This window comes from Pararhodobacter zhoushanensis (genome assembly GCF_003990445.1).
GTDB lineage: Bacteria > Pseudomonadota > Alphaproteobacteria > Rhodobacterales > Rhodobacteraceae > Pararhodobacter > Pararhodobacter zhoushanensis.
This window is the reverse complement of the sequence record NZ_REEZ01000008.1, coordinates 16,557-38,026: the sequence shown is the minus strand read 5'-3', so window position 1 is coordinate 38,026 and position 21,470 is coordinate 16,557. Positions and strand designations below refer to the sequence as shown.

The 21,470-nt window shown below is 65.1% G+C and carries 18 protein-coding genes; 8 read left to right on the top strand and 10 right to left on the bottom strand.

From position 1 onward, the window contains the following. Nucleotides 1-30 precede the first annotated feature (30 nt). From EAE28_RS16585 to EAE28_RS16570, 4 genes are read left to right on the top strand one after another with little or no spacing between them, the layout of a single operon-like run. Entirely contained in the window at nucleotides 31-1,473 is a 1,443-nt protein-coding gene (locus EAE28_RS16585) for an FAD-dependent oxidoreductase (protein WP_127108295.1), read from the top strand. Between the two features lie 24 nt (nucleotides 1,474-1,497). Next, nucleotides 1,498-3,126, top strand: coding sequence for an FGGY-family carbohydrate kinase (locus EAE28_RS16580; protein ID WP_127108293.1), 1,629 nt, complete (start codon nucleotides 1,498-1,500; stop codon nucleotides 3,124-3,126). After that, the gene (locus tag EAE28_RS16575; RefSeq protein ID WP_127108291.1) at nucleotides 3,126-4,196 is read left to right on the top strand and encodes an ABC transporter ATP-binding protein; all 1,071 of its coding nucleotides are present in this window, start codon (nucleotides 3,126-3,128) and stop codon (nucleotides 4,194-4,196) included. Before EAE28_RS16580 ends, EAE28_RS16575 begins: the two co-directional genes overlap by 1 nt. 1 nt (nucleotide 4,197) lies before the next feature. Beyond that, the gene (locus EAE28_RS16570) at nucleotides 4,198-4,947 is read left to right on the top strand and encodes an SDR family oxidoreductase (RefSeq protein WP_246022404.1); all 750 of its coding nucleotides are present in this window, start codon (nucleotides 4,198-4,200) and stop codon (nucleotides 4,945-4,947) included. 129 nt (nucleotides 4,948-5,076) lie between these two features. Here the strand turns inward: EAE28_RS16570 and EAE28_RS16565 are convergent, their stop codons facing one another. From EAE28_RS16565 to EAE28_RS16555, 3 genes are read right to left on the bottom strand one after another with little or no spacing between them, the layout of a single operon-like run. After that, nucleotides 5,077-6,450: an efflux transporter outer membrane subunit gene (locus EAE28_RS16565; RefSeq protein WP_127108289.1), complete on the bottom strand. Its 1,374-nt coding sequence runs from the start codon at nucleotides 6,448-6,450 to the stop codon at nucleotides 5,077-5,079. Then, complete coding sequence (locus tag EAE28_RS16560; RefSeq protein ID WP_127108288.1) at nucleotides 6,447-9,548, bottom strand: efflux RND transporter permease subunit; 3,102 nt, start codon at nucleotides 9,546-9,548, stop codon at nucleotides 6,447-6,449. The genes EAE28_RS16565 and EAE28_RS16560 overlap by 4 nt, the downstream gene beginning before the upstream one ends. 5 nt (nucleotides 9,549-9,553) lie before the next feature. Further along, nucleotides 9,554-10,684, bottom strand: a complete 1,131-nt coding sequence (locus EAE28_RS16555; RefSeq protein WP_246022402.1) for an efflux RND transporter periplasmic adaptor subunit — start codon at nucleotides 10,682-10,684, stop codon at nucleotides 9,554-9,556. Nucleotides 10,685-10,819: 135 nt separating this feature from the next. Between EAE28_RS16555 and EAE28_RS16550 the strand changes: the two genes are divergently transcribed. Then, complete coding sequence (locus EAE28_RS16550; RefSeq protein ID WP_127108284.1) at nucleotides 10,820-11,410, top strand: TetR/AcrR family transcriptional regulator; 591 nt, start codon at nucleotides 10,820-10,822, stop codon at nucleotides 11,408-11,410. Between the two features lie 104 nt (nucleotides 11,411-11,514). Here EAE28_RS16550 and EAE28_RS16545 read toward each other — a convergent pair whose 3' ends face one another. From EAE28_RS16545 to EAE28_RS16535, 3 genes are read right to left on the bottom strand one after another with little or no spacing between them, the layout of a single operon-like run. Beyond that, complete coding sequence (locus EAE28_RS16545) at nucleotides 11,515-12,897, bottom strand: aminotransferase (RefSeq protein ID WP_220443956.1); 1,383 nt, start codon at nucleotides 12,895-12,897, stop codon at nucleotides 11,515-11,517. Nucleotides 12,898-12,909: 12 nt separating this feature from the next. Then, nucleotides 12,910-13,593, bottom strand: a complete 684-nt coding sequence (locus EAE28_RS16540) for an aspartate/glutamate racemase family protein (RefSeq protein ID WP_127108282.1) — start codon at nucleotides 13,591-13,593, stop codon at nucleotides 12,910-12,912. Continuing rightward, nucleotides 13,586-14,518 (bottom strand): 3-hydroxyacyl-CoA dehydrogenase NAD-binding domain-containing protein, encoded by a 933-nt coding sequence (locus tag EAE28_RS16535; RefSeq protein WP_127108280.1) that lies wholly within the window; start codon nucleotides 14,516-14,518, stop codon nucleotides 13,586-13,588. The genes EAE28_RS16540 and EAE28_RS16535 overlap by 8 nt, the downstream gene beginning before the upstream one ends. A gap of 182 nt (nucleotides 14,519-14,700) precedes the next feature. Here EAE28_RS16535 and EAE28_RS16530 point away from each other — a divergent pair, with 182 nt between their 5' ends. The 3 genes from EAE28_RS16530 to EAE28_RS16520 are packed head-to-tail and all read left to right on the top strand — an operon-like array spanning nucleotide 14,701 to nucleotide 17,598. After that, nucleotides 14,701-15,459 carry an SDR family NAD(P)-dependent oxidoreductase gene (locus EAE28_RS16530; RefSeq protein ID WP_127108278.1) on the top strand — a complete coding sequence of 253 codons (759 nt, stop codon included), beginning with the start codon at nucleotides 14,701-14,703 and terminating at the stop codon, nucleotides 15,457-15,459. Between the two features lie 59 nt (nucleotides 15,460-15,518). After that, complete coding sequence (locus tag EAE28_RS16525) at nucleotides 15,519-16,883, top strand: glutamine synthetase family protein (RefSeq protein ID WP_127108276.1); 1,365 nt, start codon at nucleotides 15,519-15,521, stop codon at nucleotides 16,881-16,883. A gap of 7 nt (nucleotides 16,884-16,890) precedes the next feature. After that, on the top strand, nucleotides 16,891-17,598 hold the full coding sequence (locus tag EAE28_RS16520; protein WP_220443955.1) for a GntR family transcriptional regulator: 708 nt from the start codon (nucleotides 16,891-16,893) through the stop codon (nucleotides 17,596-17,598). Nucleotides 17,599-17,601: 3 nt separating this feature from the next. Here the strand turns inward: EAE28_RS16520 and EAE28_RS16515 are convergent, their stop codons facing one another. From EAE28_RS16515 to EAE28_RS16500, 4 genes are read right to left on the bottom strand one after another with little or no spacing between them, the layout of a single operon-like run. Beyond that, nucleotides 17,602-18,591 carry an ABC transporter ATP-binding protein gene (locus EAE28_RS16515; protein ID WP_127108272.1) on the bottom strand — a complete coding sequence of 330 codons (990 nt, stop codon included), beginning with the start codon at nucleotides 18,589-18,591 and terminating at the stop codon, nucleotides 17,602-17,604. Continuing rightward, nucleotides 18,588-19,574: an ABC transporter ATP-binding protein gene (locus EAE28_RS16510; protein ID WP_127108270.1), complete on the bottom strand. Its 987-nt coding sequence runs from the start codon at nucleotides 19,572-19,574 to the stop codon at nucleotides 18,588-18,590. Before EAE28_RS16510 ends, EAE28_RS16515 begins: the two co-directional genes overlap by 4 nt. Further along, on the bottom strand, nucleotides 19,574-20,509 hold the full coding sequence (locus tag EAE28_RS16505; protein WP_127108268.1) for an ABC transporter permease: 936 nt from the start codon (nucleotides 20,507-20,509) through the stop codon (nucleotides 19,574-19,576). Before EAE28_RS16505 ends, EAE28_RS16510 begins: the two co-directional genes overlap by 1 nt. Continuing rightward, nucleotides 20,502-21,455: an ABC transporter permease gene (locus EAE28_RS16500; protein ID WP_127108266.1), complete on the bottom strand. Its 954-nt coding sequence runs from the start codon at nucleotides 21,453-21,455 to the stop codon at nucleotides 20,502-20,504. Before EAE28_RS16500 ends, EAE28_RS16505 begins: the two co-directional genes overlap by 8 nt. Nucleotides 21,456-21,470 lie beyond the last annotated feature (15 nt).

Below are 21,470 nucleotides of genomic sequence, written 5' to 3'. Positions count from 1 at the left end.
TTCCCCACTGATCCCAACAAGGACTGACCGATGACCGCTCCTCAGGTCCGCAGCATCGAAGAACCTGCCCGCAAGATCCCCGTCGCCGCCGAGTATGATGTGCTGGTTGTCGGGGGTGGCCCATCAGGCCTGACCGCCGCTCTTGCCGCATCCGAGGACGGGCTGCGCGTGGGTCTGGTCGAAAGCCGCAGCTTTGTTGGCGGCAACATGACCATTGGCCTGCCCGTGCTGGGCTTTCTGGGTCAGAAGGGCAATCGCATCATCGACGGGCTGCCCGAGGCCTTCATCCAACGCCTGCGCGATGAGCGCGACGGTGCCAGCGAACACCGGCCCTGCCCGCTGCACATGGGCATCACGCTGGTCGAGCCCGAGGCGGTCAAGACTGTCGCACTGGATATGCTGACCGAGGCCGGGGTGGACGTGCTGTTCTACACCTTCTTTGCGGGCGTGGTGATGGACGGTGACACGATCCGTGGCATCATTACCGAAAGCAAAAGCGGCCGCAGTGCGTTGCTGGCGCGGGTGGTTATCGACTGTACCGGGGACGCGGATGTGGCGTACCGCGCGGGGGTGCCCTGCGAGAAGGGCAACGAGCAAGGCGGCATGCAGCCGCCGACGCTGATGTTCTGTCTGGGCGGCGTGGACACCGATGCGCTGCGGATGTCGATTGCCAATTCCCCACCCGAGGCGCGCACCTATCTGACCGATTTCATTCCAGCCGAATACTTCGGCCAGAACAATCAGTTCATCGTGGTTGGCCTGCGCGAACTGATGGCCAAGGCCAAGGCCGAGATGAACCTGACCATTCCCAACGAGCGGACGATCATCATCACCGGCCTGAAGAAGGGCGAGGTCTGGATCAACATGACGCGGGTGGCCGGAACCGATGGCACCGACGCCCGCAGCCTGACCAAGGGCGAGATCGAAGGGCGGGGCCAGATCGACGATATCGTCACCTATCTGACCAACTACGTGCCCGGTTTCGAGCAGGCCTATTTCACCAAGACCGCGCCGTTTCTGGGCATCCGCGAGACCAGGCGTATCAAGGGGCAATACGTCATGACGCAGGATGATGTCCTGTCGTGCCGTCACTTCGACGATGCCATCGCTGTCGCCAGCTATCCCATCGACATTCACCGCCCCGAGGATAACGGCTGCACGCTGATCTGGTGCGGCGATTGTTACGATATTCCCTACCGTTCGCTGGTGCCGCAGAAAGTGGAGAACCTGCTGGTCGCCGGACGCAGCATCTCGTGCACGCATGAGGCCATGGGCGCGATCCGCGTCATGGCGACCTGCATGGCGATGGGCGAGGCCGCCGGGCGCGCCGCGCGGATCTCGGCACGCGGAAACCGTCCGCCCTCCGAGATCGACGTGGCCGAACTGCGCCGTCAGCAGCTGGAGCGCGGGGTCTATCTGCGCAATCCCGATGGCACCCGCGCCGCTGCGGGCGCGCTGCACCCTGCCTCGTGATCCTGCGTGGATAAGGAGCAAGCGATGACGGCCAGGTATCTTCTGGGCTGCGATGTCGGCACCGGCAGCGTTCGGGCGGGGATCTTTGACGCGGCGGGGACGCTGGTCGCGGCCACCAGCGCACCGATCCGCACCTGGCGCGAGCCGGGCGATATCGCCGAGCAATCCTCGGACGATATCTGGCACGCTGTCGCCACCTGCACTCGCGCGGCACTGGCCAAGGCCGCGCTGACGGGGGCAGATATCGCGGGGATCGGCTTTGACGCGACCTGTTCGCTGGTCGTGCTGGGCAAGGGCGGTCAGCCCTTGCCCGTGGGCACCCACGGCGACGCGGCGCGCAATGTCGTTCTGTGGATGGACCACCGCGCCACCGGACAGGCCGAGCGGATCAACGCCACCGGCCACCGCGTGCTCGATTACGTGGGCGGTGCGCTGTCGCCGGAAATGGAAACGCCCAAGCTTTTATGGCTCAAGGAAAACCTGCCGCAGACATGGCAGGCGGCCCATCAGTTCATGGATCTGGCGGATTTCCTGACATGGCGGGCGACCGGCAGTCTGGACCGTTCGGTGTGCACGGTGACGTGCAAATGGACCTATCTGGCCCATGAAGACCGCTGGGATCCCGGCTATTTCGACACTATCGGCCTGGGCGATCTGGCGCAGGAAGGCTTCGCGCGGATCGGTACGACCGTTGTTCCTGCCGGAACCGCGCAGGGACGCGGGCTGACGCAGCAGGCGGCGGACGATCTGGGTCTGTTGGCGGGCACGCCGGTCGGTGCCGGGCTGATCGACGCCCATGCCGGTGGCATCGGCTCGCTGGGTGGCGGGGCCGAAAACCGCATGGCCTATGTCATGGGCACCTCGGCCTGCACCATGGCCTCAAGCGCGCAGCCGCGGTTCATTCCCGGCGTCTGGGGGCCGTATCTTTCGGCGATGGTGCCGGGTCTTTGGCTGTCCGAAGGCGGACAATCCACCGCCGGTGCGGCAATCGAGCGGGTTCTGGCGCTGCACCCCGCCGCACCAGCGCTTCAGGCCGAGGCGCAGGCACTGGGGCAATCGCTGCCCGATCTTCTGGCCGACCGCGCGGCAGCCAGCGCCGCGTCGCTGTCCGAGGCCGTTCGGCTTGCTGCCGGACTCATCGTGATCCCCGACTTTCTGGGCAACCGCGCACCACACGCCGACCCGCAGGCGCGCGGGCTGATTGCCGGGCTGGATATGTCCGGGGATGCCGACAGCCTGCGGGCGCTCTATGTCGCTGCCGTCACCGGGCTGGGCTATGGCCTGCGGCAGATCATCGCCGCCAGCCGCGCACAAGGCGCGCAGATCGACGCGCTGGTAATCAGCGGCGGTGCCGGGCGTCACCCGGTTGTGCGCCAGTTGCTGGCCGATGCCACCGGGCTGCCCGTCGAGATCCCGCGCAGCCCCGAGCCGGTTCTGCTGGGCGCCGCCATCCTGGGCGCGACAGCGGCGGGTGTCTTTGCGGATATTGGCGCTGCCATGACGGCGATGTCGCCCGTCGACACCACCGTTGCCCCCGCCACAAGGGCGGTAGCAACGCTGCATGCGGCCCGGTTTGCGGCCTATGAAACCCTTCAACGCGCCGAGGCTCAGGCCCGCGCCCATCTCGCTGCAACGGGCGAGGGAGACAGCTGATGACCGATCTGACCCTGCACAATCTCACCAAGAACTATGGCGCCGTCGACGTGATCCGCGGTGTCGATCTGGACATCAAGAGCGGTGAATTCGTGGTGTTCGTCGGCCCTTCGGGGTGCGGAAAGTCGACCCTGCTGCGGATGATTGCCGGGCTTGAAGATATCTCGGGCGGCGATCTGACCATTGGCGGGCGGCGCTGCAATGATCTGGAACCGCGTGATCGCGGCATTGCGATGGTGTTTCAGTCCTACGCGCTCTACCCGCATATGAGCGTGCGTCAGAACATGAGCTTTGGCCTCAGTCTGGCAGGAACCCCCAAGGCCAAGATCAACGAAGACGTCATGGCGGCGGCGCGCATCCTGAAGCTGGAACCCCTCTTGGATCGCAAACCCAGCCAGCTGTCCGGCGGCCAGCGCCAGCGCGTGGCCATTGGGCGTGCCATCGTGCGCCAACCCTCGGTCTTTCTGTTCGACGAGCCGCTTTCGAACCTTGATGCCGCGTTGCGCATGGACATGCGGATGGAGATCGCCCGCCTGCACAAGGAGCTGGGCGCGACGATGATCTATGTGACGCATGATCAGGTCGAGGCGATGACGCTGGCCGACCGGATCGTCGTGCTTGAAGGCGGGCGCGTGCAACAGATCGGCGCGCCGATTGATGTCTATAAATCTCCCGCCAACCGCTTTGTCGCGGGGTTCATCGGCTCACCGCGCATGAATTTCCTGCCGGTCAGCGTCACCGCTGCCACCGCCGACACCGCGACCGTATCGGCCCCGTCGCTGGCGCCGATCACGCTGCCGGCAAAGGGCTTTGCCGCCGGTCAGAGCGCCGTTCTGGGACTGCGACCGCAGTATCTTCACCGCCAGCCCGCGCCCGGCATGTCCGCGCGGGTGTCGGGGCAGGTGGTGCTGGTTGAACGTCTGGGGGCCGAAACCGTGGTCAATCTGCGTACCAGCGACGACCAGCAGGTGCTCGCGGTCTTGCCGCAGGATGCCGCCTTTGGTGCGGGCGAGACGGTTGATTTTCACTTCGAACCCGCCGCCGCGCATCTGTTCGCGGCGGAGGCATGACATGAGTCACAAGGAGAACGCGGCGATGCAGGGGCTTTCGGACAAGGTAGCGGCGGTGACCGGCGCGGCATCGGGGATCGGACTGGAATGCGCGCGCGCGATGGTCGAGGCCGGCGCGCGGGTGGTGCTGATCGACCGCGCGCGGGACGCCCTGCACGCCTGCTGTGCCGAGTTGGGCGATCAGGCGATTCCGCTGGTGGTGGACCTGTCCGACAGCGCCGCCGTTGCCGGAATGATGCCCGCCATCCTTGCCCAGACCGGCCATCTGGACATTCTGCACGCCAATGCCGGGGCCTATGTCGGGGGCCCGGTGATCGACGGCGACCCAGACGCGTGGGACCGGATGCTGACCCTGAACATCAACGCGGTGTTTCGCTGTGTGCATGCGGTGTTGCCCCATATGATCGAGCGCAAGACGGGCGACATTCTGGTGACCAGCTCGATCGCCGGTGTTGTGCCGGTCGTGGGAGAGCCGATCTATACCGCGTCAAAACACGCCGTGCAGGCTTTCGTGCATACCCTGCGTCGTCAGGTGGCAAGCGCGGGTCTGCGCGTCGGTGCCGTGCTGCCCGGCCCGGTGGTCACGGCGCTGCTGGACGACTGGCCGCGCGACAAGCTGGAAGCCGAGCTGGCATCCGGCGGGTTGCTGGAACCGCGCGAAGTGGCCGAAGCGGTCTTGTTCATGCTGACCCGTCCGCGCAGCGTGACGATCCGGGATCTGGTGATCCTGCCACAGCGCAACGACCTGTAACGGGCGCTGAAGGGTGTGGCCGCGCCACGCCCGCACCAGCAAAATTTCGGCCGCGCTCTAACGGGAATGCGCGGCCGAAACTAGTACATAACATCGCTTATCAGATTCTACGCTAGGCCGAACCGGCGCTCAGGGTTGCTGCGCGCCTGCGCCGATAGCGATCTGTAGCGCGGCCCATTCCAGCGCGCTGGCGTGGCGGGCGTTGGCAAGCGTTAGACGGGTGCTTGCCCGTGCGCGGTCGACCTCGAGCAGGTCAGGCAAGGGCAACGCCCCGCCTTCGTAGTTTTGCATCGCCAGATCATACGCCCGGTCATACGCCGACAGCGCGGCGTTCAGTGTCGCGACCTGCTGGCGATAGCGCCGCAAGTTGGATTGCGCGGTCTGTACCCCGCCAACCGCTGCCGTGACCGACGCCCGCCAGGCGATCTCGGCCTGACGTGCCTCGGAAATCCGGCGATCACGGGCGGCGCGCAAGCCGCCCTGATTGAAGATTGGCAGTGACACCTGCGGGCCAAAGCCCCAGGCATTGCTGGCCCCAACATCGCTGATCCGCCCGACCAGACTGACCGAGGGCAACAGATCCGCCGTCGCCACACCCACCCGCGCCACGGCGGCGGTCAGGTCTTGCTCGGCGGCGCGGATATCGGGGCGGGCGCGCAGCAGATCCGCCGGAACGCCAGTGCCGGGGGTGGCCGGCGTCCGCAACTGCGGCGCGCCGCGCTGCATTTGGCGCATCAAGCCGTCGGCGGGTTCGTTCAGCAGAACCGACAGCTGATAGACCTGCGCATCAAACCGCGCCGCCAACGTCGGCAGCTCAGAGCGCGTCAGCTCCAGCAATGCCTGCACCTGCGCCAGCTCGAACTGGGTCGCCGTGCCTGCGTTGATGCGCGAGCGGGTGATATCGACCGTGCGCTCGCGGGAAGCGACGGTAGCGCGGGTCAAAGCCAGCGATTCCTGTGCTACCCGTGCGCTGCTATAGGCTGCGATCACCTCGGCGACATAGGCCTGCCGTGTCACTTCGGCGCGGGCTTCGGCGGCGTGCAGATCGGCTTCGGCCCCCTGTCGGGCCCGCAGCGCGCCGCCAAAGATGTCCAGCACGAACCCGGCGTTCAGCGACGAACGGTTGGCCGCCGCCGAGGGCGTACCCTCGGCCCCGACCCGTTCGCGCGCCACCGTCGTCTCGCCGCCCAGCTGTCCGCTCAACGGTGCCGTGCTACGAACCCCGGCCTCAGCCGCACGGATGCGCTCATTCGCCGCGAGGATCGACAGGCTTTGCCCCAACCCGCGCGACAGCAGCGCCGACAGCATCGGATCGCGGTACTCTGCCCAGAACGCCGGGGCCACTGCGGCCCGTGTCGCCACACCCGCCTGACCGTCAAAGCTGGTCGGCAAGTCGATCTGCGGCGCTGTGAACGGGTCCGGCCCGACAGCGGCGCATGCGCTCAGCGCCAGCAGCGACACCAGACCCAGCGCGCGGGTGCTGCGATGATAAAGGCGGATCATGCGTTGCTTCCTTTCCGGCTGACCTTGCGGGCCAAGCCGACCACAGCCACGTAAAACACCGGGATCACGAAGATACCGAACAGCGCCGACGTGGCGATACCGCCCAGAACCCCGATGCCGATCGAGTTCTGTGCCCCCGCCCCTGCGCCGGTGGCCAGCGCCAGCGGCAGAACGCCGAGCGCGAAGGCGAAGGTGGTCATCAGGATCGGACGCAGACGCAGACGCGCGGCGGTGACAGCGGCATCCCACAGGCTGGCCCCCTGATGCAGCTGTGCCTGCGCAAATTCGACGATCAGGATCGCGTTTCGAGACGCAAGGCCAATTGTCGTGAGCAAGCCCACCTTGAGGTAAACGTCATTCGACTGCCCGAAATACATCGCCGCCGCGATGGCACCCAGAATACCGATGGGCACCGTCATCAGCACCGCGATGGGCACCGACCAGCTTTCATAGAGCGCGGCCAGGGACAGGAACACCACCAGTGCCGACAGGGCGAACAGGATCGGGGCCTGATTACCCGACAGCCGTTCCTGGAACGACAGACCGGTCCAGGCGACGCCGAAGTTCCCTTCAAGCCCGGCAACCATCTCTTCCATCGCCAGCATCGCATCGCCCGAAGACAGGCCCGGCGTCGCCGAACCGCTGAGTTCCAGCGCGCGGGTGCCGTCAAAGCGCGACAGGCTTTGCGCCTGCTGCTGCCACGACGGCGAAGAGAACGCGCCAAACGAGACCATCTCACCGCTGCTGTTGCGGGCGAACCAGCGACTGATGTCGTCGGGTTGCGAGCGGGCCTCGGGGTCGCCTTGCACGATCACCGGGCGCAGGTCGTTGCCCAACGCGAAATCGTTGACGTTGGCACCTGAGAAGATCACCGCCAGCATCGCGTTGATCTCGCGCAGGGACAGGCCATAGGCCGCCGCGCGCTGCTGGTCGATGTCCAGCCGCAGCGCGGTTTGCGGCGGCGCGGACGAGCCGCGCACACCGGTCACACGACCATCGGTCTGCGCTTGCGCCATCAGTTGGCCGACAGCGGCGCTCAGCGCCTCCTGGCCCTGCCCGCTCTGGTCGACCAGATACATGTTGAAGCCCGACGACACACCCAGCGACGGAATCGCCGGCGGTTGCAGCACGTAAACCGTGCCAGCACGGTTGGTCATGTAGAAGTAACCATTGGCGCGCTGGGTCAGATCGTTCAACGAGATGCCTTCGCGATCCGCATAGTCGCGCAGGCGAACGAAGGTCATCGCATAGCTCTGACCCATGCCCGAGAAGCCAAAGCCGATCACCGAGAACACCGCCTCGACGCTCTCGCTTTCGTTTTCCAGCATGTAGCTTTCGACCTGCTCGACCAGCGTACGCGTCTGCTGGATGGTCGAGCCCGTCGGGGTTTCGATCATCACCATGAGCACGCCCTGATCCTCAGGCGGCAGGAAAGAGCCCGGCAGATCCTGAAACAGGATAAAGACCCCATAGCATACCGCACCCAGCATCAGCACGATCCGCAAGGGCCTGCGCACCAGCCAGCCAACCGACCCGCCGAAGCCGTTGGTCAGCTTGTCCATCCCTCTGTTGAACCAGCGCGCCGGCGCAATCTTGCGATGCGAGGGGCGCAGCAGACTGGCGCACATCGCGGGCGTCAGGATCAGCGCGACGCCCAGCGACAGCACCATCGCGGTGATGATCGTGACCGAGAACTGCCGGTAGATCACCCCGGTAGAGCCACCCATGAACGCCATGGGCACAAAGACCGCCGACAGAACCAGCACGATGCCGACCAGCGCCGAGGAAATCTCGCGCATGCTCTTCTCGGTGGCTTCGACCGGACCGAGGTTATCCTCGTGCATCACGCGTTCGACGTTTTCGACCACGACGATGGCGTCATCGACCAGCAAGCCGATCGCCAGCACCATTGCAAACATCGTCAGGGTGTTGATCGAATAACCCGCGACCGCCAGCACGCCGAAGGTGCCCAGCAGAACCACAGGGATCGCCAACACCGGAATGATCGTTGCCCGCCAGCTTTGAAGAAAGATCAGGATGACGATGAACACCAGCACCACGGCTTCGCCGAGCGTCACATAGACCTGATGGATCGACTCGGCGACAAAGGGTGAGGTGTCAAAGGGATAGACCACCTCAACCCCGTCGGGCAGCGCCGCTTCCAGTTGGGCCATCGTGCCGCGTACGGCCTCGGCGACGGCGACCGCGTTGGCGCCTGTCGCCAGATTGACGGCAAAGCCGGTGGACGGATAGCCGTTATAGCGGGATTCGAACTCGTAGCTTTCCTGCCCGATCTCGATGCGGGCCACATCTCCCAGAAACACCGCCGAGCCATCGGTGGCCACGCGCAGCAAAATCCGCTCGAACTCTTCAACCGTCGACAACTGCGACTGCGCCGAAACCGGGATGGTGATCTGCTGGCCATAGGTTGCAGGCGCAGCGCCCAGCGTGCCAACGACGACGTTGGTGTTCTGTTCAGCTACGGCGGCGGTCACGTCAGAGGGCGTGACCTGAAACTGCGCCATGCGCATCGGGTCCAGCCAGATCCGCATCGCATAATTCGCCGCAAAGCTCTGGATCGAGCCGACGCCATCGGTGCGCAGGATGCGATCCTCGACCAGACGGGCGGAAAAATCGCTCAGCTCATGCGCGGTGTAGCGCCCGTCCGGCGAGGTGAGCGACACGACCATAAGAATGGATGAGGTCGAGCGCGAGACTGAGACGCCGTTCTGCTGCACCACATCGGGGAGCTGCTGGCTGACCAGTTGCAACTGGTTCTGAACCTGAACCTGCGCGATGTCGGGATTGACTGAATCGTCGAAGGTCAGCGTCACCGAGGCACGGCTCGGGGCCGAACTGGCAGTCATGTATTGCAGACCATCGAGGCCGGTCATGCCATCCTCGATCACCGTGGTGACCGAGGCTTCGACGATCTCCGCCGAAGCCCCCGGATAACTGCCCGAGATCCGAACGGTGGTGGGGGCGATCTCAGGATATTGCGCGGTGGGCAGCGTGGACAGGCCAAGGCCGCCTGCCAGCATGGTGACAAGCGCCAGAACCCAGGCAAACACCGGGCGATGAATGAAAAACTGTGCCATGACTGTTAGTTCCCGCTCGGCGCTTCTTGGGGTGTTGGCCGGACAACACCATCCTCGCCAACCGTGGCGGGAACCGGGACGACCTCCATCCCCGGTGCAATCCGGGACAGGGCGTCGACGATAAGCAGCGTGCCGGGCTCCAGCCCCTCAGGCACGATCCAGTGATGGTCCTGCGAGCCGGTCGCGGTCAGGGCGCGTTGCACAACATGGCCGTCTTCGACCACCATGACGGTGATCGCACCCGTCTGATCCCGCCGCGCGGCGGTTTGCGGCACCAGAAACACGTCACTTTCGCCAAAGACGATGCGTCCGCGCAGGAACATGCCCGGAATGATCAGCCCTTCGGGGTTTTCAAAGCGAAAGCGCATCTCGATGGCGCCGGTGGACATCGACACGCTGGTGCCGGGCGCGACCAGTTCGCCGCGCGCCTCGTATTGCCGCCCGCTTTCCAGCGTCAGGGTTGCGGTCAGCTCGTCTGCCTGACGAAGCTGCCCGGTGCGCGATTCTTCAAGGACGCGCTGCAACCGGACCGCCGGTTCCAGCAGATCGACCTCGATCGGGTCAAGCCGCGTCACCGTCGCCAGCGCGGCTTGCTGATTGGCCGCGACCAGATCACCAACCGTGACGCTGGCCAGACTGGCGATGCCGGAGATCGGGCTGGAAACGGTGGTCCAGCTCAGCTCCAGCTCGGACATCTGAAAGCGCGATTGCGCCCCGGCCAGCGCGGCCTCGGCCTGATCCAGCGTGGCGCGCAGGTTGTCGACTTCGGCCTGCGTTGCGCCCGAACCGACCAGTCTTTCGGCGCGCTCAAAGGAGGTACGCGCCTGACGCACGACGGCCTCGGCCGACACGACATCGGACTGGGCCTGCGTCACCGCCGCCTGTTGCACCAGCGGATCAATGCGGAACATGGGCGTACCAGCGTCAATCGGCGTGCCCGGTCGATACAGGATCTCGCTGATGATCCCGCCAACCCGCGGGCGAATCGCGACTTCTTCCGACGCGACAGCCCGACCGGGCACGTCCAGAACCCGCGCCACGGGCTGCGGCTGCAATTCGATCACGCCGACGTTCTGCGGCGGCGGCGTCTGCGCCAGAACGGGTCCGGCCACGACCATGAACACCGCTGCCACCATCGTGGCAGATCTTGACCTATTCCCGCACTTCATCCGCGACTCCTGTAAGATAGTCTTGCTTGCATGTCCTGCATCACATGCATAACTTGCAGTCAATGCAAAAAGGTGAGTTTCACATAACCAAATGGCTGACAGATGAAAAAATGTACGCTCAGTCTGCGCGAACGTCGCCGCAACCAGACCGCGGAAGAGATTCAGCGGACAACGCTGCATCTGGCAGAATCCATCGGGTACGAGCACGTCACCGCCGAACTGATCGCGACCGAGGCCGGAATCAGCGTACGCACCTTTTTTAACTATTATCCCAACAAGTTGGCCGCTGCTGTCGGCCCCGAGGCCCTGTTTCCCGACGAGGCCATTGCGCATTTTGCGACGGGCAAGGGCACGCTGCTGGACGACGCAGCGCAGCTGATGGTCGACCATATGTCCAGCCGCAGCCCTGAGAAATCGACGATCGAAATCATCATTCGGCTGGCCGATAAAGTCCCCGAACTGGCCAGGGCCTTCATGGATTGCTCCACCGCTTTGATTCGTCAGCTCTCGTCTGCGATCATCGAACGGAACCAAACGATTGATCCCGTCACCGCCGATTTGATCGCCCGCGTCATCATGTTGGGTTTCAGCGCAGCAATCGGGGCATGGTCCACCGACAAGGACATGACCATCGACGCCGCCATGGAAATCTTCGTTAACCAGCTGCGCTCGGTGGCGACAGCCATTGGCTAGAGCAGCGCACCAAACCTAGGCTTTGGCGTCAGCGGCGCACAGCGCAGCGCGCCGCTGAAATATCGGTTGCCTTAGCGGCGTTTACGATTCCGTCCAGCCGCGCGTCAGCGCAGCGCGTCCAGCTCGGGCATCGCGGCTGCCAGCGCGCGCGCGTAGCGCTTGCCAGCCTCGACGATCTCGGCTTCGGTCACGCAGAGCGGTGGCGAGAACGAAGTGACCGGGCGATACGGCAGGCCACGGGTCAGAACGCCCTGTTGCATCGCGTGTTTCGAGACGATCTTGTGCGGCGTACCGCCGGCCCGGAAGCCCGCGAACTCGACACCTGCCATCAGACCGACACCGCGCACATCGCCGACATGGGGGTTGCCTTTCGTCGCCTCTCGCAGCGACTCCATCAGCACCGGGGCCAGACGGGCGGCGTTTTCCACCATGCCCTCACGCTCGATCACGTCGAGATTGGCCAGTGCCACCGCCGCGCCGACCGGGTGGCCGGAATAGGTAAAGCCGTGCATGATCGCGCCGCGTTCCACGGACGCGCCCGCGAACACCTCCCACATGCGGTTCGAGATGATTGAGGCCGACATCGGGAAATAGGCGCTGGTCAGCCCCTTGGCGAGCGAGACAATATCCGGCCGCAGCCCATAGGTGCCGCAACCGAACCACTGTCCGGTGCGCCCGAAGCCGGTGATGACCTCATCCGCGATCAGCAGAATGTCATGCCGGTCAAGCACTTGCTGGACGCGGGCAAAGTAGCCCTCAGGCGGCAGCAGCACGCCGCCGGTGCCCATCACCGGCTCGGCGATGAAGGCGGCGATGGTGTCGGCGCCTTCCCGCGCGATCATCTCTTCGAGCTCGACGATCAGGCGATCGGTGAACGCTGCTTCGCTTTCTCCCGGATGCGCGAAGGCAAAATGATGCGGGCAGCTGGTGTGCAGCACGCCCTTGATCGGCAGATCAAAGGCGGTGTGATAGCCTTCAATCCCGGTCAGACTGCCCGACGCCAGCGTTAGCCCGTGATACGCACCTTGCCGCGCGATGATCTTCTTCTTGGCAGGTTTGCCGCGCAGGTTGTTGTAATAGATCACCAATTTCATCGCGGTGTCATTGGCATCGGACCCCGAGTTGCCAAAGAACACCCGCGCCATATCGGACCCCGGCACGGTATCGCGGAACAGGCCCAGCAGGCGGTCGGCCAGCCGGATTGTCGGCTCGGCCGAAGCCCCGCCAAAGAAGTGCTGGAAGCTGAGCTTCTGCATCGCCTCGGCCCCGGCCTGTACCAGTTCCGAGCGGCCATAGCCGATATTCACGCACCACAGCCCTGCGCCCATATCGAGCAGGGTCTGCCCGGTGTCGCGGGTCACTTCGACGCCCTGCGCCGAGGTATAGATCTGCGGGCCGTTAACCTCGATATCGTGGATCGAGGTGACGGGATGGAACAGGCTCGCCTGATCCATCTGGGTGAGTGACATGTTGGACAGTTCGTTCATCGGGAATGCCTTTCAGGAGAGAGCGAGAAGACGGCGCAGGGCCAAAACCGCGCTGTCAGGTGTGGTGATGACGGGACAGTTCAGCTGCGGGCGCAGGCGGGACGCGGCACGCGCAAGACTGAATTGCCCCAAAAGAACAACGTCCTGAGGGCCGATCTTCGCGCAGGCGTCGAGCACGGCTGTGTCATGCCCGTCCCCGTCGCCTGCCTTGAGCGCGTCAAGCGCACCTTGGGCAAGCACGGGTGTGATCTGGATGGACTGACCGCGTGCTGCGGCCATGTCCTGCAGCTCTTGCGTCAGCGCGGGCAGCGAGGGCGCGAAGGTGACCACCAGCGCGATGCGCGGGCCAATGGCCAGCGCTTCGGCAAAGGCCGCTTCATTCGGGCGCATGACCGGCAGGGATTGGTCATCCTTGACCGCCTCGATCGCCGGACCGAAGGCCGAGCAGGTGAACAGAATGGCCTTTGTATCATGCGTCCCGGTTCCCCGGGCAGCGTAGCGTCCCAGCGTCAGGAACCGCTGGGTCATTGCGCTGTCCAGCCGTCCGGCTTCCGCAAGATCGGCCGAGAGCGAAGCGTCCAGCAGATCCGCTGTCCTCGCCTCGGGCCAGTGCTGTGCAAAAGCCGCGCGAATGGGCGCAACGGATTCCTCCAGCGCATGGATCAGCGCGATGCGCGGGGCTTTGGGGTCAGACATGCGGCGCTTCCCTGCGCGCGCGCAACGCGGCGATCAGCGCCTTGTCACGGGCGGTTTCCAGCGCGGCGATGCTGCGTCCCGCCGCTTCACGCTCCACCCCCGCGGCCAGCTCGGCCTGCACAGCCGCGTCCAGAGTTGGCGTACCCAGTGCCGCCCAGCGGCGTTCCTGACTGGGACCAAGATGCGCCAGATACCCGGCCATGCCACCCGCCCCGCCGCCCAGATGATAGGCCATATGCGCGCCCAGAACCGACCAGCGCAGCCCCGGCCCGTTCACCAGCGCCGCGTCGATGGCCTCAACATCGGCGATGCCGTCCTGAACCATGAACACCGCCTCGCGCCAAAGGGCCGAGGCCAGACGGTTGGCGATGTGCCCGGTCGCGTCCTTTTTCAGCCGCACCGGCACCCGATCCGCGCGGCGATAGAGCGCCTCGGCCCGTGCAAGCCGGGCGGGGTCGATGCCGTAGATCTCGACCAGCGGCACCAGATGCGGCGGGTTGAACGGATGCGCGGTGATCAGGCGCGCAGGATCGCGCAGACCGGGGCTGAGATCGGACCATGTGAGTGCCGAGGTGGACGAAGCAAGCACGGCGTCCGCGCCCATCAGCGGCTCGACCTGCGCATACAGTGCGTGCTTCATCGACAAGGATTCGGGCGCGTTTTCCTGAATCAGGTCCGCCCCTGCGACCGCTTGCTCCAGCGTATCACACGAGATCAACGTGCCCCGAGGCCCGGCCTCAGGCGCAACCTCGGCCAGCTGCGCGAGCGGCCCTGCCATGCGGGCTGACAGCGCTGACAACGCCCCCTCCACCGGATCCCAAACCCGAACCTCGGCGCCGTGATGCACGAACAGCGCCGCCCAAGCGGCCCCGATCAGGCCAGCGCCGAGGATGGCGATCGTCGGCGTTGAGGGGAGTTCTTTCATGCGCCACCGTGATTTTGTGATCGCAGTTTACACGGGCGAAGACGCGGCGCAAGTGGGTCTCGTGACCGAATTTTTCTTTATATTATTTGGCTAAATGGCACGCGCGAAGCGCACCCATTGACAAGATTGACTTCTGCGATCGCAAATCTTAGAGACGGATCCAACAAAGGGACAAGCACCCCATGACCCCCGACAGCACGCGCTGCGCAATTGTGACTGGTGCCACCTCGGGCATTGGCGAGGCGATTGCCGAGGAACTGGCCGCGCAGGGCTTTGCCCTGCTTCTGGTTGGACGGCGGCACGCCGAGGGCGCGGCGTTCGCGACCCGTTTGTCCCAAGGCGGCGCAACCGCGCACTTCCTGCGCGCCGATGTGACTGATCGCAACGCACCCGAAGCCATCGTTCAGGCAGCACTGGAGTCCTTTGGCCGTGTCGATGCGCTGATTAACAACGCAGGGCTGTTGAGCCATGGAACGGCCGAGGAAACCTCGGATGCGGAATGGGACCAAATAATGGATGTGAACCTTGGTGCGGTGTTCCGCCTGTCGCGCGCCGCCCTTCCTGCCCTGCGCCAGCGCGGCGGGTCCATCGTGAACATCGCGTCAGACTGGGCGCTGACCGGGGCGCGTGGGGCCGTGGCCTACGCGGTGTCCAAGGCGGCGGTCGCACAGCTGACACGCTGCATGGCGCTGGATCACGCCGCCGAGGGAATTCGCATCAACGCCGTGTGCCCGGGCGACACCGACACACCGATGATCGCCGCCGGGCTGACAGGGGACGACAGAGCCGCCAAGATTGCCAGCTACGGCGCTCAGGTTCCCATGGGACGGGTCGGCACGCCGCAGGATGTCGCACGGGTTGTGGCGTTTCTGCTGTCCGAGGCTGCAGGCTATATGACCGGCACCCTGATCCCGGTCGACGGCGGCATGACTGCCGGATAAGGCCTTTGCACTGGCCTCGCCGGCCAGCCCCCACCCCATTGACCAACAGAGTGCCGACCATGACCCACACCCTCCGCGCACCGCTGTCCGAAGCGACCGCCTTTCTGGCCGCCTATCCCGATGTGGAGGCCATCGACATCGTGCTCAGCGATCTGCACGGTGTGGGCCGGGGCAAGATCATTCGCCGACACGAGCTGGAAAGCCTGTTCACCACCGGCCGCGGCATGCCTGCCTCGCTGTTCGCACAGGACGTATCGGGCGATGATATCGAGGCGGCAATTGCGCTGATACAGGACGGCGGCGGGGACAGCCGTTGCTGGCCGGTGCCGCAGACGCTGGGCTATCATCAGGCCACCGGGCGCGGCGTCGTTCTGTTGCAGATGGAGGGGGCCGACGGCGCGCCCTGCCCGCTTGACCCGCGCGCCGCGCTGTTGGCGCAGATCGACAGGGCGCAGGGCATGGGCTTTACCCCGATGGGCGCGCTGGAGCTGGAGTTTTACCTGCTCGACAAGGACCGTGACGGCGCCGGACGCCCGCAACCCGCCCGCGCCCCGATGACCGGGCGCCGCCTGTCGCACACCAACTGCATGTCGGTGGATGAGCTGGACGAGATGTCGCCGTTCTTTGACGCCGTTTACGCGGGCGCGGCGGCGCTGGGTCTGCCGATGGAGAGCCTGATCTCGGAATACGCCGCCGGGCAGTTCGAGCTGACCCTGCGCTACCGCGACCTGGCGCAGGCGACGGATGATATTGTCCGCGCCAAACGCCTGCTGCGCGCCACCGCGCGGCGCTTTGGCATGGAGGCGTGCTTCATGGCCAAGCCGTTCTCGCGCAGCTCGGGCTCGGGGATGCATCTGCACCTGTCGCTGACCGATGCGGCAGGGGTGAACCTGTTTGCGGACCCGTCCGAGGGGACGCTGTCGCCGCTGATGCTGCACGCCCTTGGTGGCATTCGCGCCAGCATGGCCGCGTCGATGCTGGTGCTGGCGCCTGTGCTCAACAGCTGGCGGCGCTTTGCCGGGACGGTGTATTCCCCCGCCGCGAACACATGGGGAAATGAGGATCGCAACGTTGCCCTGCGCATCCCGGCGGGCAGCGCCAAGTCCCGGCACTTTGAGCACCGGGTGGCAGGGGTCGACGCCAACCCCTATCTGGTCGCCGCGATCACCTTGGGGGCGGCGCTGGACGGGATCGACATCGGCACCAACCCCGGCATCGAAGGTGCCGAGGGTGCAGCAGCCTATCCGCCCATGCCGCGCAGCTGGCTGGACGCGATCGACGCATTCGAGGCTTCGGACAGCATGAAATCCCTCCTTGGCGCACCCCTGCATGCGCTCTTCGCCGCGCTCAAGCGCGGTGAACACGACGCGCTGGCGGTCAGTGTTACCGATCTGGAATGGCAGCTCTACGGCACAACCCTGTGAGGCCCCGGTGACACCGCAACCGCCCATCGGCCTGAGCGCCATCGAAACCCAACCGCTGCACGAGCAGGTTTACGAGCGCCTGCGACTGGCGTTGATGGCGGGTCAGATCGAACCGGGCCGCAAGCTAACCTCGCGCAAGCTGGCGCGCGAGCTGGGCACCAGTGACATGCCCGTGCGCTCGGCGCTGCTGCGGCTGCAAGCGCTGCGCGCGCTGGATCAGCTGGCGAATGGTTCGATGATCCTGCCGGCGATGACCCGCGACCGCTTTGCCGATCTGATGTCGACACGGCTGGTCTGCGAGCCTGCGGCGACACGGCTGGCCGTTGCAGGCATGACCCGCGCGCATTTGCTGCGCCTGCGCCAGATCGCTGTCGCGCTCACCGCCGCAGCCGAGGATCAGGACATCGACGCCTATCTGCGCGCCAACCACGATTTCAAATTCGGCATCTATGCGGCCTGCGGATCGCCGTCGCTGCTGTTCCTGATCGAGACGCTCTGGCTACAGGTCGGCCCTTTCCTGCGCCAGTTCGGCGGACAGTTCGACAACGACCTGCGCGGCATTCTGGCGCTGGATTACCACGATGAGATCGTCAAACGTCTGGAAGACAACGACGGCGAGGCCGCCGCAGATCTGCTGGCCCGCGATATCCGGGAGGGGTTTGCGTTCCTGATGGAGAACGGCTCGTTTGAAGAGGGCGCAAACCCCGCTCGGTGAGGCTTAAACCGGGGCCGTCAGCGGATGATGGCACGCGACAGACTGACCGGGCGCGATCTGGCGAAACACCGGCACCTTTGCCGCGCATTTTTCACTGGCGCTGGGGCAGCGGGTGCGAAACCGGCAGCCGGACGGCGGGTTCATCGGCGATGGCAATTCTCCGGGCACCATCTGAAGCGGCGCGGGTGCAATATCGGGATTGGGCTGCGGCACCGCGCTGATCAGCGCCCGTGTGTAGGGATGCGCGGGCCGGGCGTAGATTGCGTCGGTATCGGCCAGTTCACACAACGCGCCCAGATACATCACCGCCACCCGGTCCGACACATGACGCACAACGGACAGATCGTGGCTGATGAACAGCATGGTCAGGCCGAACTCTTGTCGGATCTCTTGCAGCAGGTTCAGGATTTGCGCCTGCACCGACACATCCAGTGCCGAGACGGATTCGTCGCAGACCAGCAGGTCAGGCCGCAGGATCAACGCACGGGCAATCGAGATGCGCTGGCATTGCCCGCCCGAGAATTCATAGGGCTTGCGGTCGATGGACTGCGCACCGTTCAGCCCGACACGGTCCAGAATGTCGATGATGCGCTGTTCGCGCGCCGCACGGGTTTCGCGCAGGCCTGCGATCTCAAGCGGGGCGGACAGGATCTGCCGCACGCTGTGGCGCGGGTTGAGCGAGGCCATGGGATCCTGAAACACCATCTGGAACTGACGGCGCGCCCGCTGAAGCTGGCTGCCGCGCAGGGCGGTCAGGTCCGTCCCGGCCAACCGCACATGGCCGCCGCTGGGGCGGGGCAATTGCATGATCGCCCGCGCGGCCGAGGATTTCCCGCAGCCGGATTCGCCGACCAGACCCAAGGTTTCGCCCCGCGCGACGGTGAACGACAGATCCGTCACCGCCTTGACCGACAGCCCTCTGCCCATCGGGTAGCTGACGGTCAGGTTCCGGACGTCCAGAAAGCTGTCGGTGATCGGGGTGTGGGCGTTCATAGAGCCTCCTGAAGGGCGGAGTTCGGCAGCGGATACCAACAGGCGGCACGGTGGCCGCCCTGATCGTCAAGCGGGGGTGCCTTGAGCGCGCAGTCAGGCCTTGCATGGCGGCACCGCGGTTGAAAGCTGCACCCGGTGGGCCGGTTCACCATGTCTGGCGGTCGTCCGGGGATGGTTTCAAGCGGCACACGCGCGCCGTCCATCCGCGGGATCGACGCCAGCAGCGCAGCGGTATAGGGCACGCGCGTCTGGTGAAACAGCGCGCGCACCGATGCCTGCTCGACAATGCGACCGGCATACATGACCGCCACGTCATCGGCCCGCCCGGCGACGATCCCCATATCGTGGGTGATCAGGATCATCGACATGTGGCGCTCGCGGACCTGACGTTTCAACAGGTCCAGAATCTCGGACTGCACGGTGACATCCAGCGCGGTTGTCGGCTCGTCGGCAATGATCAGCGACGGCTCGCACGACAGGGCAATCGCAATCGCCACGCGCTGCCGCATCCCGCCCGAAAGTTGATGGGGATAGTTGTCAATGCGCACCGCCGGTTGCGGCATGCCGACCGAGGCCAGCAAAGCCAACGCCCTTTCGCGCGCGGCGGATTTGGACAGGCCCCTGTGTTTCACAAGGGTTTCGATGATCTGCTTGCCGATGGTCATCGTCGGCGTGAGCGAGGTCATCGGATCCTGCAACACCATGGCAATGTCGCGTCCGCGAACCTTGCGCAGCTCGCGCTCGGGCAATGCGCGCAGATTGCGCCCGTGCAGGCAGACCTGCCCCGACGCTTCGGCGTTGCGCGGCAAAAGGCCCATGATCGACCGGGACAGCACCGATTTGCCCGAACCGGATTCGCCGACAATCGCCAGTGTCCTGCCCGGCATAAGGTCAAACGACACGTCATCGACCGCCTGCACCAGGCCCCGCGCCGTTGCGAATGCCGTGCGCAGGTTGCGGACTGTCAGAAGAGGTTGGCTCATCAGTGTGCCCCCTGGCGACCGCCCGAGACGCGCTTGCGCAGTGCGTCTCCGGCAAGGTTGAAGCTGAGCACCGTCAGGAACATGACCGCCGCCGGCACAAAGGTCAGATGCGGGGCCACTTCCAGATAGTCGCGCCCCTCGGAAATCATCCCGCCCCAGCTGGGTGTCGGGGCCTGCACCGACAGCCCCAGAAAGCTGAGCGAGCCTTCGGCGACGATGGCAATGGGGATGTCGATCATCACGAAAGCCATCAAGGGCCAGATGATGTTGGGCAGGATCTCGCGTAGCAGAATACGCAGATCCGTGGCCCCCATGGCGCGTGCGGCCATAACATAGTCGCGCTGCGCCGCACCGATGGTCGCGGCGCGTGTGATCCGCGCAGCCGAGGGGATGAACAACAGGCCCAGCGAGACGCAGACCATCAGCAGGCTGCCGCCGTAGATGACCGAAAAGAGCAGCAGAACGACAAGACCGGGAATGGCCAGCCAACTGTCGATGGCGATGCCGATCGCCTCGTCCACCCAGCCGCGGTAGTATCCGGCCAGCATCCCCAGCACGAGCCCGATGCCCACACCGATTGCCGGTGCGGCAAAGCCGACGGTCAGTGACACGCGCCCGCCCCAGACAACCCGGCTGAGCAGATCGCGACCCATCGGGTCGGTGCCAAGCAGGTGGCCTTCGGTGCCGATCGGGGCGCGCAGGTTCATGAAATTGGGCGCGTTTGGCGCGGCCAAGCCCAGCACGGGCCCCAATACCGGCACCAGCGCCGAGGCGAGGATCACAAACAAAAGCCAACCGACCGGCAGCCAGAAGGCCAGACCGAGCGCAATGGACTTGCGATGCCGGGCAACGGCCCGCGCATTGCCGATCCGTATGGACTCGCTGGTGGCCGTGTCCTTTCCGGCCGGCGGCTGGACAGCGGAAAGATCAACCATGAGCGCGGCGCTCCCTTACGCGCGGGTCGAGCCAGGCATAGGCAAGGTCGACGATAAAGTTCATCAGGACATAGACCAGCGCAAAGAAGGTCACGCAGCCCTGAATGACGATGAAGTCCCGCGTGTAGACGGCATGGATCAGCATCCGGCCCAGACCCGGTATCCCGAAGATCTGCTCCAGAATGATCGCCCCGCTCAGCAGTCTGGCGACCTGAAGGCCCAGAATGGTGACCGTTGAAAAGCTGGACGGCCGCAGGGCGTGGGCAAAGAGGATGCGCAGGTTGCTCATCCCTTTGGCGCGGGCGAGTGAGATGTAGTTTTCTTGCAGCGTGCCGATCATCTCGGCCCGCAGGGTGCGCATCAGGACCGTCCATTCAACCAGCGCCAGACTGGCCGCTGGCAGGATCATCGGCCGCATATTGGCCCAGAGCCCCTCGCTCATCGGCTCGTAGCCCGTCGCAGGCAGCCAGCCCAGATGCAGCGAAAAGAGATAGATCAGCAGGATCGCGATCAGGAAAGTGGGCATCGACACGGTGGCGAACCCGATGGACGTGACCACTTTATCCAGCCAGCCACCGGCCAGCCACGCCGTGGCCAGACCGGCAGGAATGGCAACGGCCAGCGCCATGACCTGCGCCATGAGCATCAGCTGCATCGAGACAGGGAAGCGGTGCGCGATCATCTCCCAAACGGATTCGCCGGTCAGCAGCGAGTGCCCCCAGTCGCCGCGCAGCAGATCACTTACCCAGCTGACATAGCGCAGCAGCACCGGCTGATCGAGCCCGAGGCCTTGTCGGATACGCGCGATCTGTTCCTCGGATGCTTCGATCCCGCCCAGTTGATAGGCGACGTCACCCGGCAGGACGTTAACAAGAATAAATGTCGTAAACGTCACGATCACCAACACGATGATCAGTCGCTGTATCCGCCCGATGACGTATCTCACCGCAATCCCCTCTCT